Annotated in this window: 13 protein-coding genes; 6 read left to right on the top strand and 7 right to left on the bottom strand. The window is 57.2% G+C overall.

Annotation, left to right across the window (positions count from 1 at the left end; genetic code table 11):
• The first annotated feature begins 517 nt into the window (after positions 1 to 517).
• A complete protein-coding gene (locus tag NKI05_RS01955; protein ID WP_023683349.1) occupies positions 518 to 1,717 on the top strand; it encodes a trans-sulfuration enzyme family protein in 1,200 nt (399 codons plus the stop codon).
• A gap of 156 nt (positions 1,718 to 1,873) precedes the next feature.
• On the opposite strand, the gene NKI05_RS01950 is transcribed toward NKI05_RS01955, so the two are convergent.
• The 5 genes from NKI05_RS01950 to NKI05_RS01930 are packed head-to-tail and all read right to left on the bottom strand — an operon-like array spanning position 1,874 to position 7,198.
• Positions 1,874 to 2,845 carry an ABC transporter ATP-binding protein gene (locus NKI05_RS01950; protein WP_031198302.1) on the bottom strand — a complete coding sequence of 324 codons (972 nt, stop codon included), beginning with the start codon at positions 2,843 to 2,845 and terminating at the stop codon, positions 1,874 to 1,876.
• Between the two features lie 5 nt (positions 2,846 to 2,850).
• Positions 2,851 to 3,840, bottom strand: coding sequence for an ABC transporter ATP-binding protein (locus NKI05_RS01945; protein WP_023683346.1), 990 nt, complete (start codon positions 3,838 to 3,840; stop codon positions 2,851 to 2,853).
• Positions 3,837 to 4,757, bottom strand: a complete 921-nt coding sequence (locus tag NKI05_RS01940) for an ABC transporter permease (protein ID WP_023683345.1) — start codon at positions 4,755 to 4,757, stop codon at positions 3,837 to 3,839. The genes NKI05_RS01945 and NKI05_RS01940 overlap by 4 nt, the downstream gene beginning before the upstream one ends.
• Entirely contained in the window at positions 4,754 to 5,689 is a 936-nt protein-coding gene (locus tag NKI05_RS01935) for an ABC transporter permease (protein ID WP_023683344.1), read from the bottom strand. Before NKI05_RS01935 ends, NKI05_RS01940 begins: the two co-directional genes overlap by 4 nt.
• Positions 5,690 to 5,710: 21 nt before the next feature.
• Positions 5,711 to 7,198 carry an ABC transporter substrate-binding protein gene (locus NKI05_RS01930; RefSeq protein ID WP_352792157.1) on the bottom strand — a complete coding sequence of 496 codons (1,488 nt, stop codon included), beginning with the start codon at positions 7,196 to 7,198 and terminating at the stop codon, positions 5,711 to 5,713.
• Positions 7,199 to 7,965: 767 nt separating this feature from the next.
• Between NKI05_RS01930 and NKI05_RS01925 the strand changes: the two genes are divergently transcribed.
• The gene (locus NKI05_RS01925) at positions 7,966 to 8,934 is read left to right on the top strand and encodes a LysR family transcriptional regulator (RefSeq protein WP_023683342.1); all 969 of its coding nucleotides are present in this window, start codon (positions 7,966 to 7,968) and stop codon (positions 8,932 to 8,934) included.
• A gap of 40 nt (positions 8,935 to 8,974) precedes the next feature.
• Positions 8,975 to 9,430, top strand: a complete 456-nt coding sequence (locus tag NKI05_RS01920) for a RidA family protein (protein WP_245261772.1) — start codon at positions 8,975 to 8,977, stop codon at positions 9,428 to 9,430.
• A gap of 39 nt (positions 9,431 to 9,469) precedes the next feature.
• Here the strand turns inward: NKI05_RS01920 and NKI05_RS01915 are convergent, their stop codons facing one another.
• Together NKI05_RS01915 and NKI05_RS01910 are read right to left on the bottom strand one after the other, a co-directional pair.
• Positions 9,470 to 10,606 (bottom strand): aminotransferase class V-fold PLP-dependent enzyme, encoded by a 1,137-nt coding sequence (locus NKI05_RS01915; RefSeq protein WP_023683340.1) that lies wholly within the window; start codon positions 10,604 to 10,606, stop codon positions 9,470 to 9,472.
• A 4-nt stretch (positions 10,607 to 10,610) separates the two neighbouring features.
• The gene (locus NKI05_RS01910; RefSeq protein WP_023683339.1) at positions 10,611 to 11,621 is read right to left on the bottom strand and encodes an ornithine cyclodeaminase family protein; all 1,011 of its coding nucleotides are present in this window, start codon (positions 11,619 to 11,621) and stop codon (positions 10,611 to 10,613) included.
• A gap of 227 nt (positions 11,622 to 11,848) precedes the next feature.
• Here NKI05_RS01910 and NKI05_RS01905 point away from each other — a divergent pair, with 227 nt between their 5' ends.
• The 3 genes from NKI05_RS01905 (at position 11,849) to NKI05_RS01895 (ending at position 15,743) form a co-directional block, all read left to right on the top strand.
• Positions 11,849 to 13,006: an NAD(P)/FAD-dependent oxidoreductase gene (locus NKI05_RS01905; RefSeq protein WP_081727304.1), complete on the top strand. Its 1,158-nt coding sequence runs from the start codon at positions 11,849 to 11,851 to the stop codon at positions 13,004 to 13,006.
• Positions 13,007 to 13,177: 171 nt separating this feature from the next.
• Positions 13,178 to 14,740 (top strand): ABC transporter substrate-binding protein, encoded by a 1,563-nt coding sequence (locus NKI05_RS01900; RefSeq protein WP_352792156.1) that lies wholly within the window; start codon positions 13,178 to 13,180, stop codon positions 14,738 to 14,740.
• A gap of 64 nt (positions 14,741 to 14,804) precedes the next feature.
• Positions 14,805 to 15,743, top strand: a complete 939-nt coding sequence (locus NKI05_RS01895; protein WP_023686269.1) for an ABC transporter permease — start codon at positions 14,805 to 14,807, stop codon at positions 15,741 to 15,743.
• Positions 15,744 to 15,745: the final 2 nt, after the last annotated feature.

Below are 15,745 nucleotides of genomic sequence, written 5' to 3'. Positions count from 1 at the left end.
TATCGGCTGCTCAAGCTTGAAAGTATTCCCACCACTCGTCCATCGACTGCATCATGGGAAGGACGCACAGGTTCGTCCAATGGTAAGATTTAGGCCTCCTATTCCGTCAGGTTATTGGGTGGCCGGCGGCTGAGAAAGCGTCGCCTCACCGGGATGCGCGATCACGACCTCCTACACGGGCTCGGCGCTCGACAATGGAAGGCACACCAACGGTGCCCCATCGTAGCTCACAATTGGCTCGGGCCGCACGCAAGGTCTTCTGGATGACCTCGAATTGCGTCTCTCAAGCTGTTGCGAACAGGTCTCGAAATGATGCCTTCTGCTAAGTGCAGCACTCGCATGCATCGCATGCTCTTGTTGCGACGGCAAAGCGCCGAATGGCGGACTTGAAGCCGACCCGCGCTCCAGAGAACTCCGTAGGCCCATAACCTAAGAGAATAGCAGCGCCATTTGTTGCTATTGGACGGGATACATCCCCGCATGTCAACAATGGCGTCATTAACGGAGACGGGATCGAATGCATGATGACACAAGATCGGTGGCGAGGTTCGCGGTGAGCCTGGAAGGCTATGACAGCCTGACCGTTCCGATACATCGCGCCTCGACAATCCGGTATCCGGATGCCGCGTCCTTCGCCGCCCGGTTCGAGCGCAGTGCTGATGGATATGTTTACGGGCTCTATGGAACGCCCACTCATCGGTACTTGGAGAAGAAGATCACCGAACTGGAAGAGGGCGCCCGCACACTGCTGGTGCCTTCCGGTCAAGCTGCTGTCGCTTGTTCCATGCTGGCCCTTGTTGCCGCACACGAGAAAGTACTCATACCCGACACCGTGTATGGCCCCGTGCGCGATTTTGCCACCCATGAGTTGGCGTCGCTTGGCATTGAGGCCGTCTTCTACGATCCCGTCGACTTGCGCGCACTGGATTCCCTGATTGATGCGCGCACGCGCCTCGTCTGGACAGAGTCTCCAGGGTCAATAACGCTGGAGATGCAAGACATTCCGGCGATTGTCCTGATAGCTCACGCCAAAGGCGCACTCGTCGGGTGCGATAACACATGGGCTTCTCCCCTCAATTTCAGGCCGATCCGCCATGGCGTGGATATTGTTGCGGAAGCTCTCAGCAAACATTTCTCCGGTCACTCCGACCTGGTCTTGGGCTCGATCACCACAAGGGACGACGCCTTGGGCCTGAAAATCAAAGCCTCTCTTGGAAGACTGGGCATCGGCACGTCGCCTGACGACTGTGTGCTTCTGGCTCGCGGACTGGAGACCTTGGCAATACGCCTCGCAAGATCCGACACATCCGGCCTTCGCATCGCGGCTTGGCTAGCCGAACATCCATGCGTGGAAACGGTGATCCACCCTGCGCTGCCTGGCAGCCCTGGCCACGAAATCTGGAAGCGAGATTTCAGCGGCTCCTGCGGTGTCTTCACGTTCATACTGAAGGAACAGTATGCGGGCCAAGCATTCGCTGCATTGGACGCCTTACAGATAATTTCCATTGGCGCTTCTTGGGGAGGAACCAAGAGCCTGATCGCGCCATCAACCGTGAAGGCACTGCGAACGGTTCGGCCTTGGACGGGTCCGGACTATCTCTTTCGCTTGAATGTCGGGCTTGAACACCCTGACGATCTTGAGGAAGATTTGCAGCGCTTCTTCGCGGTGTTGATCGACGGCGAGAGAAATGAACCGCGCAGCGCCGTCCACGGCTAGTTGTTTCCGGTCGTCGACGTGACTCATGGAGAGAGGGGAGAAAGCTGGTGCGCCCGGACTTTCTCCGCAGGCATGACAACGCGATCGAGGCGAGACCGGAGCCAGCAGGCCGCTCCCCATTTGCGATCCATTCTGGAAGCGCACAGTTCCTGTCGGTCACGCCGCCTTCAAATCGGTGCCGAAATGACACGCGAACTGACGTCCGCGGCCACCACTCTTCATCTCAGGAGGGGTCTGCGAACAAATGCTCTGCGCAATCGGACATCGCGAGTGGAACCGGCAACCGGAGGGAGGATTGATCGGGCTGGGGATTTCGCCCGCCAGCGTGACAAGTCCCCGTTCAGCGGCAACACGAGGATCCGATTGCAGAACCGAAGCTAACAGAGCCCGGGTGTAAGGGTGCTGAGGTGTCCGATAGACCTCCTCGCTCGTACCCTCCTCGACGATTTTCCCGAGATACATCACATAGAGCCGCGTCACGGCCTGTCGAACCAGCGCTAGGTCGTGAGCAATGAAAAGCATCGCCACCCCCAGATCACGCTGCAGCTCCAAGAAAAGATTCATGACTTGAGCCCGGATTGACAGGTCAAGAGCGGACACAGGCTCATCGCATATCAACACCTTCGGTTCGACCGCCAAGGCCCTGGCGATTGCGACCCGCTGCCTTTGTCCACCCGACAGTTCGCGAGGAAACCGGCTATTCATTTGGGAGGGTAACCCAACCTGATCGAGCAACTTGCCGACCTTGGTGTCGATTTGCTTGGCCGAAACCTTGCCGGCAATGACAAGTGCCTCGGCCAGGGTCTCACCGACGGTCTGACGTTCGGAGAGGCTGGCATAGGGATCTTGAAAGATGTACTGGATTGTACGTCGCCGATCTCGTAGCGCGCGCCCCCGGAGGGTTGAAAGATCGGTGCCGTCCAGCACTACGCTGCCATGCTGATGATTCTCGAGACCAACTATGGTTCGTCCGAGAGAGGATTTGCCGCACCCGGATTCGCCGACAAGTCCAACGATCTCGCCGGCATTTAGGTGAACTGAAACGTTATCGACAGCGGTGATCCATTTGTCCCGTTCCCCGCTTTTATAGCGGGTGGTCAGGTCCTTTACCTCGAGGATGCTTTTCACTGTCCCTACCTCAGTTGCTCGTATTTTACAGTGCACGCCATCGAAACAGATGATTGCGGAATGGAGTGCAGTTGGGGCCGGCCGTTGAGACAAACCGGCTGGGTAAATGCGCACCGCTCGGCGAATGCGCATGCCTCCAGAGGCGCTCCCATGCTCGGCGGAAGCCCGGCAATTCCCCTGAAGGGTGACCCGGAAGGATCTTCCTCTCTTGGAATCGCGTCGACCAAACCACAGGTATAAGGATGGGAGGGTGACACTAGTACGTCCGCTACGGGGCCGTACTCCACAATACGTCCCGCATACATCACGGCGACCTGATGCGCGATGGCGGCAACGACGCCCATATCGTGCGTGATCAGCACGATACCCATGTTCAATCTTTTCTGAAGGCTTTGCAGGAGCTTGAGTATTTGCGCCTGGATCGTCACGTCCAGCGCCGTTGTCGGCTCGTCCGCGATTAGCAGAGGCGGCTCGCTCGCAACCGCAATCGCAATCATGACGCGCTGTCGTAGACCCCCCGACAGTTCATGAGGATATTGTCTCATGCGCTGGACTGGGTCCGACATTCCTACCAGGGAGAGCAATTCCTCAGCGCGCTTCTCAGCTTGCCGGGTGGTCAAGCCTAGCTGCTTTTGCGCCACCTCCGCGATCTGTCGGCCCACCCGCCTGACCGGATTCAGGGCGCTCATCGGATCTTGGAAAATCACTCCAACCGATTTCCCACGAACATGGCGCAGGCTGGAAGGCGGCAAGGCTGCAATATTAGTACCGGCGATGTTGAATGAACCGCTGATCTGGACCGCCAGCCCAACTGGCATAAGGTCGAGTGGCGCGAAGTTCATCACAGTCTTGCCGGAGCCGCTCTCGCCGACAATGGCTAGCGTCTCTCCCCTGCGCACGCTGTAGCTGACCCGGTCAACAGGCCTAAGTGCACCATTCTTGGTGAAGAGATCGACACTGAGGTCTCTTACCTCCAGAACTTTATCTGTGCTCATGTCGCAATCCGCTTTTTCGGATCTTCGATTGGTGCTCGTTCCCATGAGGCAGCGACAAGCCGGCCGCGCCGCAAAACCGAACGTCGCAAGTCGCGCGGCACACGGTTCAGTGCAATCGCTTCGCCAAGCAAGTTGAAGCTGACGACGACTCCTGTGATCGCAAAGCCGGGAAGCAATACCATCCACGGATTGAGATCGAGGTACGGCAACGCATCAACGAGCATCTGCCCCCACTCCGGAGTGGGCGGTTGTATGCCCAGTCCGAGAAACGAAAGAGTCGCAATTGATAGTGCAATCCCTCCTGCATCCGCTGAAACATAGACCAGCACCATTCCTAGCGTTGATGGAAGCAGATGACGGAAATAGATTCGCAGCGGGCTGGCCCCAAGAACCCGGAGTGCTTCGATATGCGGCCGGTTCAATATCCCGATCGCCACGCCGCGGGCGACGCGAGTGGAACCTGCCCAGAACGCCAGGATCAGCGCCAGCACCATGTTCCAGTAGCCCGTTCCGAGCATGCCGATGATTGCGAGAGCTATGATGAGCGACGGAAGCGCCATGAAGAGTTCCACGAAGCGCATCAGGATCTCTTCGGTCCGCCCTTTGACGAAGCCGGCGAAAGTACCCAGCGTGACTCCGATAAGGAGCTTGAAAGTCACGACAATGGTCATTGCGACGACTGTTGTTCGAGCCGATACAATCAAGCGCGAGAAGACATCGCGGCCGATATGGTCCGTCCCGAGCCAATGATCGGCTGAGGGACCGGCGAAGCGAGCAGTAAGATCCTGTAGGTTGGGGTCGTGGGGGACCAGCCACGGACCGAATGCTCCTAGAAAGAGAAACAGACCTACCCCAATCAGCGCGGACTTTGGAAAGTTGCTGAACGCCTCTCCAACGGAATGCCAAAAGCGCTTCATGCCACCTGCCTCCGCAGCTTAGGGTCCGCCGCAATCATCAGCAAGTCGGCTATCAGGTTCACCAGCGAGACATACAGTACAAACGCCAGGAGACAGGCCTGCATGACCATGAAATCTCTGGTGCGAACGCCTGATACAAAGAGCTCGCCTATGCCGTGAAGGGCGAAAAGCGGTTCGACGATGATCGCTCCGATAGTCATCGAGCCGATCATGTTGCCCAGCGCGCTGACATATGCGGGAACTGCATTGGGTAAGGCATCGCGGAGCATGATATGCAGGACCGAGAACCCCTTCGCGCGCGCCGTCAGGGCATAAGGCCGTGTCATCGCTTCGGAAATGCCGATCCGGAGCACACGAGAAAGCACAGCAGCGGAAGGCGCCGCCATCGCGATTGATGGGAGTACCCAACTCAAAATGGAGCTGTCGCCAAACGAAGGCAACCATCGCAAATTGACGGCGAAAATCAGGATCAGAACTGCGCCTCCGAAAAACACTGGTGTCGACGCGCCTAGCAGAGCCATGAGCCGCACTATGTGGTCGGGGAAACGTCCTGGCCAAGCCGCACCGATCAGTCCCATCGCTGCCGACAAGACTATCGTCACGATGCTCCCCCCGAGAATGAGTTTCATCGTGGTCGGAACCCTGTCTCTGATGGCGTTGCCGACATCTTCGCCTGTTATATAGGCAATGCCGAAGTCACCTTGAGCGACGCCTTGCAACCAGTGCCAATAGCGAACAGGAACAGGATCGTTCAGCCCGAGCTCCTGCGCGACCTGGTCTACCATAGCCTTGGATGCGCCCGGAAAGCGCAGCTCGGCGATGAGCTGCGCGACATTTCCCGGGGCAGCCACGACGAGCCCGAAACACAATACTGACGCCATCAGCAGCAGCAGTGCTGAGTTTCGCAATCGGCGCCTCAGATAAATAAACATGAACAAGCCACCTCCCCGAAACTAAGACTTCAACACCATACCTCGATAGGGGAATTCTGTATCGGTGGGAGGGACGTTGAAGCCTTCGACCCGACTCGAAGCTGCCCAATATGTCGGCGGGTAGAGGACTGGTGAATATAGGACATCTTCACGAAGCTTGTCGTAGAAGACCTGCAATGCGGCCAACTGAGCTTCAACTCCCACCGCTTCAGTGGCAGCTGCGATGAGTGGATCCAGACTTGGATCGAGCGCGACCTTGCCGTCGGACCCGCTTTCTATCGTGGATAGGAACAGAAGTGTCACCGAGCCGAATGGATCATAGGGAGCGCCATAGGTCTGAAAGATTGCGATGTCATATTCGCGCTTAGGAATCTCGGAATGGCGGGAGGCATGGTCGACGGAATGCACCGTGACGTTTATGCCTATTTCACCAAGCTGCTGCTGAAGAATTTCGCCAAACACCTTGGAGCCGGCGATAAAATCGTCTGAAACTAGAAGCTCCAGGGACAAGTTCTTGCCACTCTTCGAGCGGTACGGCGCGCCCGTCCAACCGGCGTTCTCGAGCAGTTGCTTCGCTTGCTCGACGTCGCGAACGGGTGCGTCATGCCTCGTGCCAGACAAGGGCACGGTGGGCCCGAGAAGATCACCAGCCGGAGCGGCGTCGCCATTGAAGAGCACAGCCGATACGGCAGTCCGGTCGTAGCCAACATCAATCGCCTGTCGTACGGCCTTCTCCGCAAGGGCGGGGTTCCTTTGAGTATTGAAGGAAAGCACCATCGTCATCGAGCCCTGCGCGGTGATGACGTTGATTTCCGCCCGCCGCAAGGTGTCCGCCTCCTGCGATGTCAGCGCAGCGGCTCCGCCGCCGACAATGTCCAGTTCATCAGAACGCATGGCATCAACACGGGAACGAGAATCCGGCATAACGGTAATCTCGATCCCGGAAAAAGATGGCTTATCTCCCCAATATTTATCATTGCGGATGAAAGAACTGCCGGAGGTCGAATTTGCTTGAACAATCCACGGCCCAGTTCCAACCGGTGCCTTGAGGGTTCCGTCCTCGTTGACGGAAATGGGAGACAGGAAACGTACGGGCCGAACATAGCTGAGTTCATACATGAGCCCCGGTACGGGCTGCGTAAACTTGATCTCGATCGTGTGCTCGTCGATCTTCTGGACACCCGAGAAAAACTTGGAGGCGTTGATCCAGGAATTGTCCGCAACACCCATCCAGAGTTTCAGGTTCCAGATAGCCGAATCCGCGTCGAAGGGATGCCCGTCGGTAAAGCTTACATTCTTCCGCAAATTCAGCGTCAATCGAGTGTCGTTGTCGGAAAGGCTCCAGGATTCTGCGAGGCAGGGTACCGGAGCACCCCTTTCCCCATATCTGATCAATGGCTCGTAAATGAGATCTTGCAGTTGGAACTGGGCGACATAGTCACGCGCGTCCAGATTGGTGGACGCTTTGGCCACCGCGACACGCAAGGTTCCCGTGTGGTTGTCGGCCATGGCAGACCTGATCAGGCCGTCCAACCCCAACAGGAGTGGTGCAGTGCGAAAGACGTTAGAATGTTGCGACGCGTAAGTGTCATTGAGCTTTCTCCATCGCCCTTTTCCCCATTTTACCTCGCGAGCCGGACGGGCTGCCTCCGCGCGGTTCCGATCTTTCCTCTTGCCGGATTATTTTGGTGAGTCGCCGAAGTGGTGTTGCCGCGATCGTTTCCGCAAACGCCGTCCGAACCAAGGGCAGAACCTCTTTCCAATTCGGCACGGCCGGTATCCACTCCAGCTGTCACATGTAATTTTAAGGAAGGTGACATGGCGCAGATCATGCCGTCTAATATTTTTATCAGCACGAGCTATTCTCGAGGGTTATAGGATGGGATCATCGACGTTCATAAAGTCGGGGCAATGAGATTGCGTTGACCCTGGCAGAATCTCCCATACCGCAGGGATGATTGGCCTCCCTCCGCCCGCTCTCCGAGGTAACGGGCAGGCGAAATGGCGAGGCATCGCCCCAAGCGCCCGTGAGGTTTTCTCCGATTTTGTGTGATCGCCGATCAGGATCGCAAGGCTTGCGGGCGCATCCTTGAGGCAGCGCGGCCACAACGCACCCTCATGTTCGCCTGCAAAAAGGGCCAAAGATACGAACGGCTGGCAATGATCTCATTATCTATGAACTGCTTGCATGAGATTATTCCCCAAAGTTATTAGTAGAGACACTCGCCTGGCCATAGCGTCAAGTATCTGGTTTTTGATAACAAGGGTGGTTCTGGATGGGCAATCGAAGTGCCACTGATCCAGGGAAACACGAGGAATTCACTCCCCGCGAAATCGAGGTGTTCGCCTCGGTTATGCTGCACGGAACAACGACGAAGGCAGCGGACGCTCTGGACATCACGCAACCGGCCGTTAGCAAGATGCTGCAGCACCTTGCGGAGAAGGCCGGCTTCCAGCTTTTCAGGAAGACCCGGCAACGTCTCATTCCGACGCCGGAGGCGCATATGCTGCACGCTGAAGTGCAACGGGTTTTTGAGTCGGCACGAGGTATTTCGCGTGCGGCTAGAGATATCCGTGAACTACGCAGCGGCCGGCTGAACGTATGTGCATTACCAGCTTTTGGACTCACGTTACTTCCGTCGCTGATCACCAGCTTTTCCCAACTTCATCCATCAGTCTCGATCTCGCTGGAGATCCGGAGCTCGATAACCGTTATCCAGCGGGCGAGCCGTAACCAGTTGGACATCGGAATCGGCGTTACCTCATCGGAAGAAAACCCATCAATCGTTCGCCGCGCCTTGACGGCAACTCCGCCGGTTTGCGTGATGCCTGCCGGCCACAAGCTCTCACAATTGCAGGTCATTCAGGCGGACGATCTCGACGGCATCAACTTCATTTCGATGGGATCATCAGATCCAATGCGGCGGCAACTCGACGCCTTGTGCGTGGAGCGTGGGGTGAACCGTTCACTCAAAGTGGAGTCGAGCCTTTCAAGTACCTGCATCAGTCTTGTGGCGTGCGGCATGGGCGTAACCGTCGTTGATCGCTTGTCCGCCTGGACGGCGCGCGACCTACCGATCGAGATCAGGGATTTCCGGCCTCATCTCGATCTCAATCTCAGTGTCTATCGACCATGGGGCGTGATCGCATCCACGGCAGCCGATGCGTTCACCGAACATCTCATCCAGGGCACGCGCAGCTATATGAACGGGGTAGAGGAAGGCATCCTGAACCTCGTGCGCTGAGTTCATAACTTTTCGCCCGATGCGTGCGGCCCCAACTCAATTGACCGATTTTGATCCCGAAGCGACTGTCGCCGCATCTGGCGGCAGCAAAAAGCTAGTTCAGCAAGCTCTGGCCGCCGATGCAACAGCAATGGAAACCAAATTGATGTCAGACATCCAAAGGCTAGAAACAAACGAAAAATTGAGCCGTGTGGTTATCCATCAGGGGGTGGCATATCTCTCGGGCCTGACAGCCGATGACAGAAGTGCCGATGCTTTCGGGCAGACTCTACAGGTGCTGCGGAAGGCTGACGCGCTTCTTGGCAAGGCTCAGTCGGACAAATCGAAAATTCTGTCAGCGCAAATTTGGATGCGCGACATCAACGAGTTTGATGAGATGAACAGGGCATGGATCACATGGCTCGAAGGCACGGTTCCTCCCGCACGCGCTACCGTGGGCGCGACCTTCGCGCTCCCGGACATCCATGTGGAAATCCAATTCACTGCCGCCGTCTGACCGTGTCAGCGAAGGGGAGGGGTCTTGCGGCCCCGCAATTCATGCAATAGCTGCGAAGAGGCGCTTCACATCCTCTTCGTCGTTATAGACGTGAGGAGAGATCCGTAGTTTCTTTCCACGCACGGTCGCAAAAATTCCCTGGCTCTTGAGGTGTTCGGAAAGTCCCTCTATCGGCCTGTCGCCAAGATCGACGATTGCAATATGCGGGGCTCGAAAGCGGTTGTCAGACACCGTTAGATCGAGCTTCGCAGCTTCGTCCCAGATCAATTGGTTGAGGTAATCAAGCCGGGAAAACACGGTTGGGACGCTCCACTCACTCAAGAGGCGAAGAGAAGCGGTCGCAACTGGCAGTACCGCGAAATCGGAGCGTTCGCCCATGTCAAATCGCCGGGCGCCTGGTAGAAACTCAGCCACATCTACCGCATAGAAGTCCGATTTATCGCCGCCTACACGGTTCCACGAATGGTGTTCGAGAGGCTTGCCTGTCGAATGCCATCGGCGGTCCGCGTAAAGAAACGCGAGCCGATATGGCCCGAGAAGGAATTTGTAGGTCGCGAAAACGAGAAAATCCGGACGCACCGTCTTGACATCGAAAGGCAGCGCTCCCACCCACTGGGTTCCATCGACGACGACACAGGCGCCAACCTCCCGTGCGGCGGATGCGATTGCCTCCAGGTCAACCGACATTCCCTCGAACCAGTGCACCATCGTACCTGCGACGACAGCGACCGGCACGCTGGACGACCCGATCGTCGAGATGATCGCAGACGTCCAGTCATTGTCGGCGGGCCGTTTCGCGATTGTGATCGACGCACCTTTTTTCTCCGCAAGTTCGTACCAGACATACCGATGCGACGGATGTTCGTTCTCCATGAGGATGATCGTCGAGCCGGGCTCCACAGGCACGTTGGCCGCGGCAACTGCTGTACCGTAGCTTGTGGCAGCAACGATTGCGATATCGTCCGCATCCGCGTTGATCATCGAAGCGGCCAGTGTCCGTGCATCCTCGACCTCGTCGTAGTACGACCCGATGGACATCTTCCAGGGCGACGCTTTCACCGCCGTCCCGGCTATGCCAGCCTGCAGCGATATTTTCGGGATTGGAGACATGTATGCGGCGTCGAGATAGGAGATCGACCTTGGGAGATCGAAAAGATCACGTTGGCAGTCCAGCATACGATCACACCTCGAAATCAATGGGCGTGCCAAGCGACTTTTCGCGGGCAACGCAGTAAACGAAATTCGCAAGTTCGATATCCTGCGCCGGGACGCCGAGAGAACGGTATAGAGTGATCTCCGCATCGGTAGTGCGGCCGGGGATGGCGCCTTCCAACATCGCGCCGACTTCTCCGCGGATGTCGTCTCGGCTAGCAACCCCGAGCTTGAAAGCTTCGACCATCTCTCCGGCCGCGATGAGCGCCATTGGCATGTAGTCGACCCAAATGCTCGATCTGCGCACGCATTCCAGGTCGAGTTCGCGGCATTGAGACACGCTTGCGCCGACGGCGTTGATGTGAATCCCCGGAGGCAGCCATTCGCCGAACAGTACCGGCTCCTGCGCCGAGGTTGTGGTGCAGACAATGTCCGCTTCTACCAGGGCGTCTCTTGCGGATGGGAAGACCAATGTCTGAAAGCCTGCGCTCGCCTGTTCTTCGGCGAAACGCGACGCCTTCCCAGGATTTCGCCCCCAGATGTGAAGCCGCTTGATAGGCCGCACCTTCGAGATCGTTTCTATGTGGCGTCGCGCCTGTTCGCCATATCCAAAGATCGCAAGGATTGAGGAGTCGGCGCGAGATAGTGCTCTGGTAGCGACGGCACTCGCTGCCGCTGTGCGCCAGGCGGTCAATTCCCCGCCATCGACCAGTGCAACCGGACTGCCATTTTCCTTATCAAAGAGGATGATAGCTCCTCGATGAGAAGGCAGCCCCAGGGCGAAGTTGTCAGGAAAGATAGAGAGGACTTTCGCACCGAACAGGTCACGGTCGGAGAGCGCCGCGTACATTACGGATAGGCAAGTTCCTTCCGACCCAGGCAGCGTCAGCGTTCGTCGGACATCTTGGCTCGCAACGCCGTTCGACGTCTTGCGTAGGGCTGCTTCTGCGATCTCGAGCGACAGTTCGATCGAGAGCGCAGCTCGAATGGCATTTTTGTCGAGCACCATAAAAGCTGGTGCTTGATGATCGGCACTCATGATGCATGCGTCCCTGGGCAATTTTCGTGCAGCCTATCACCGGCACTACCGGACTCATCCGCGAAGTTCATAACTTTAAAGCATAAACCACACGTTGCTGGATCGTTGACGATGCATGTCGCTCTCAGCAGAATACGCCAGCAGAGACAGCCGCTTCCAAGACGAACTCGGCTGCATGCTGAGATGCCGAAAGCATTCCTGGGATAAAGCGCTCGGAGCAATAATATATGCGTGCTATCGTTATAGGATCAGGAGTTATTGGTACCTCCGTTGCATACGAGTTGGCGAAAGCGGGAGCGAAAGTTTCTGTCCTTGAGCAGGGTAGAGTTGCTTCTGGCGCTTCCGCGGTAAGTTTTGCTTGGACCAATGCCAACGGCAAAAGACCTCGCGAATACCATGCGCTCAATGTCGCTGGTATGCGCGCCTATATCGATCTCGCCCGTGAGTTCGAGGGCGCGGGCTGGTTCAACCAAACAGGCAGTTTCGAATGGTGGACCACGGAGGCTGCACAGGCAAAGCAGCTGGCGGGAGTAAAGCTTGAACAGGAATGGGGGTATGGCGTCGATTTCATCTCCCGGGATCGCGTTGCCGCGATGGAGCCCGACCTCGATGTTCGGGCGATAGGTGAGGCGCCTATCGTCTATTACCCCGAAGAGGGCTGGATCGATCCAGTTCTGTACGCAGCTTGCCTGTTGCGCAGTGCGTGCGAACGCTGGGGCGCGCAGGTGTACACCGGCACGCAAGTCAAGTCGTTGGAGACGCGGTCTGGACGCGTTTCAGGCGTGCGCACGGCGGCCGGCGAACGATTTGAAGCTGACATTGTGGTGAATTGCGCAGGGGGGGCATCCAAAGACAGCTTGGGCGAGATTCCCGGCATCCCAATGAAGTCGTCAATCGGCGTTCTGGCGTTCACTCAGCCAGTGGCGATGACCTTGAGACGGCAGTTCCACGCTGACGATCTCGATGTCCGTCCCGACGGCGCAGGCCGCCTGATGCTTCATAAAATATCAGTCGACGATCAGCTCTCCGAACCGAAACTGCTTCGGCCCGATGGCATCGAAGCGACCACCATCCTCAATGCTGCACGTGAGCTGCTTCCAGCGCTCGAGGCAGTCAGCATCGAGGCCGTCAGGACGACGGTTCGCCCGATTCCCGGCGACGGATTGAGCTGCGCCGGCCCGATGCCGCAAGTCGATGGGTATTATGTTGGCGTGACACATAGCGGTGTCACGATCGCCCCGCAGATGGCGCGGTTGCTGGCTGATGAGATTGTTCACGGGAACATCCGCGAAGAACTCGCCATGTTCAGACCAGCGCGCTTCTTCGGCGGAGCCCCTGGCAGCGTCGTACCCAAATCCGCGGTTGCCGGCCCCAGCCACGACTGAGCATTCAGGCAAGTCAAGCACCGAGGTGTGGCGCTGCCGTAGGAGATCAACCAGTCCGGAATTCGAATCGAACAAATGAGCGCAGCCTCGGAAAGGGGCGACAATCAAAAGGAAGCGCAAGGGTCGAAGGCTACGCAGAAGACAGGTCATAACCATAACAGGGGAACTCAGATGACACTTCTTTCACGCAGAACTCTATTGCTGGGATCGGCGGCCATTGGCGGCCTCTTGGTCACCGGTGTTGGTACGAATCAAGCTTCGGCAGAAGAAGGCAACACGTTGCGACTGCCGATCGGTCGCGCAGCGGGAAATCTCGATCCGCAGCGTTATGTCGGCATCTTCGCCGTGCAGGATATGATCTTCGACCCGCTCGTGCACTACTCTTCGGGCGGCAAGATCGAACCGGCTCTGGCTGCCTCGTGGGACAAGTCACCCGATGACAAAGTATACACGTTCAAGCTTCGCCCCGAGGTGACGTTCACGGATGGCGAGCCTTGGAACGCCGAAGCGGCAAAGTGGAATCTGGATCGCTGGCTTCCGAAGGAAGACTACAACTGGATGCGTATCAGCGCGAATCTCGACAAGATCGAGATCGTCGACCCGATGACGATCGCAATCCATTTCAAGCAGCCGACTCCCACGGCTCTCGTAGAGTTTTCCTATGTCAGGCCCGTAAGGTTCCTGAGCCCTAAAGCAGTTGATGGAGAGGGTAAGTACGCATCTCCTGTGGGAACCGGTCCGTGGAAGATCGAGAAGGACGCGCCTGAGGGCACCGACCTCATTCCCAACGAAAAGTACTGGGGGGCAAAGCCTTCTGTTGACAAGGTTTCGCTGATTGTCATGCCGGACGCACGCAGTCGGATGTCGGCGCTACGAGCAGGCGACATCGACGCGATGGGCGGACAGTTCATCGCTCCCGTCAGTCCTCAGGATGCGAAGACCCTTGAGTCTTCCGGCATGACCGTGGTGACCGACACGGGCACGGATACGATTGTGCTCGGCTTCAACCCGCGCATCGATACTTTTAAGGATGTGCGTGTTCGCGAGGCGTTCAACCTGCTTATCGACCGCGAGGGCATCTGCAAGGCAGTGATGAAGGGTTTTGCCACGCCTACGATGAACCTTTATCCCGAGGTGATCGCCTATTCGGGAACCCGATTTGAAGTTCCGAAGCGTGACCTGGAAAAAGCTAAGAGCCTGCTCGACGAGGCCGGTTGGGTTGGAGAGCCTGTCCGATCCAAGGACGGCAAGCAGCTGAACATCGATCTTGTCATATCCGAAGACGCGGTCCCGAGCTCCCGGGCCCTAGGCGAGGTTATACAGGCGTTGCTTTCGGAAGCCGGTATCGGCGTGAAGTTGCGCAACGTCGACCACGCTACGCGTCACGGTGATATTCCGGAGTTCAAGTATGATCTCTCGCTGTTTATAACCAACGGCGCGCCGTATGACCCCTTCAATTCAATTGGTTTGATGGTCCTCTCGACGATCGAACCGGGAACGGACGGAAAGATCTACGAGGACAAGGCGGTTGACCCACTGATCCTCAAGGCACTCTCGGCTCCGGAGCCCGAGCGGGCTGAGGCATTCCAGGCCGTTTTCACCTGGCTGCATGACAACTGGGCGATGATGCCGCTGTTCCACGCCCAGCGAATCTGGGCGCACAATGATCGCGTCAAGGCTTTTGCCATACCCGCGGCAGAATACGAGATGCCGCTGAAAGGCATATCTCTTTAAGCTGTACCTGTGCCTCGGCTTCGCGCCGAGGCACCCGCAGTCTCAGGAAAGCCAAAGGTTCGCCATGCTGAGAATAGCCATGAAGCGCGGTGTTTCCGCCGCCATCCTCATCGCCATCGCCTCTGTGTTCTCTTTCATCTTGATCGCAGCGTTTCCCGGAAACGTGGCCGCGCTCATAGCTGAGTTGAGAGGCGGCTTTGTGTCGCACAAGGTCGTTGAGCAGGTGGCGATCGAATACGGCCTGAACGATCCGCTGCCATTGCGATATGTGCACTGGCTCGGCGATGTGTTGCAGGGCGATTTCGGAAGGTCGCTGCGAACCGGTCAGCCGGTCTCAGAAGCCATAATGGAACGCCTTGAGCCCACTCTGGTTCTTATTGCTGGCGGCGGCATTGTCATGCTGATCGTTGGTGTCGGGCTCAGCTTCATGGGTGCCATGTGGCCTAACGGAACGACAGACCGGATGATCCGCGCCTTCGCCGTTTTGAACGTGTCGATCCCAAAATTTTTCCTAGCATCAATGCTCATTTATGCGTTCGGCGTGACGTGGAACGTGTTTCCCACTTTCGGCTTCAGGGGACTTTCCAGTTGGATTTTGCCGAGCATCGCCATTGGGGTTGTTCCAGGTGCGCTCCTCAGCCGCGTCGCACGGGTCGCGCTGGAGGAAACTATGAGCAAGCCTTATGTCATCACCGCGATCAGCAAAGGCTTCAGCAGACGAAGAATTCTGTTTCGCGACGCCTTGCCGAATATCGTCCCGGTCGTTTTGACAGCGTTTGGAATGGCGCTGGCCCAGATGGTGCCCAACGCGTTCATCATCGAACCGATTTTTTCGTGGCAAGGTCTTGGCGCCTATTTTGTTGAGGCAGCTCGCTTCCGGGATCTCCCAGTACTGCAGGCGTGCCTGCTGATCTTCTCCGTGCTGTTCATTGTGGTGAATCTCGTCGTCGACCTGATCGTCATTGTCGTCGATCCGCTTCAACGTCGAGCTGCGAGGGCCTGATC

Origin of the sequence: Mesorhizobium sp. M0771, from assembly GCF_040320155.1 — a bacterium.
Lineage (GTDB): Bacteria > Pseudomonadota > Alphaproteobacteria > Rhizobiales > Rhizobiaceae > Mesorhizobium.
Note: the sequence above shows the minus strand (reverse complement) of the source record. Positions and strands in the feature narration are given on the sequence as shown.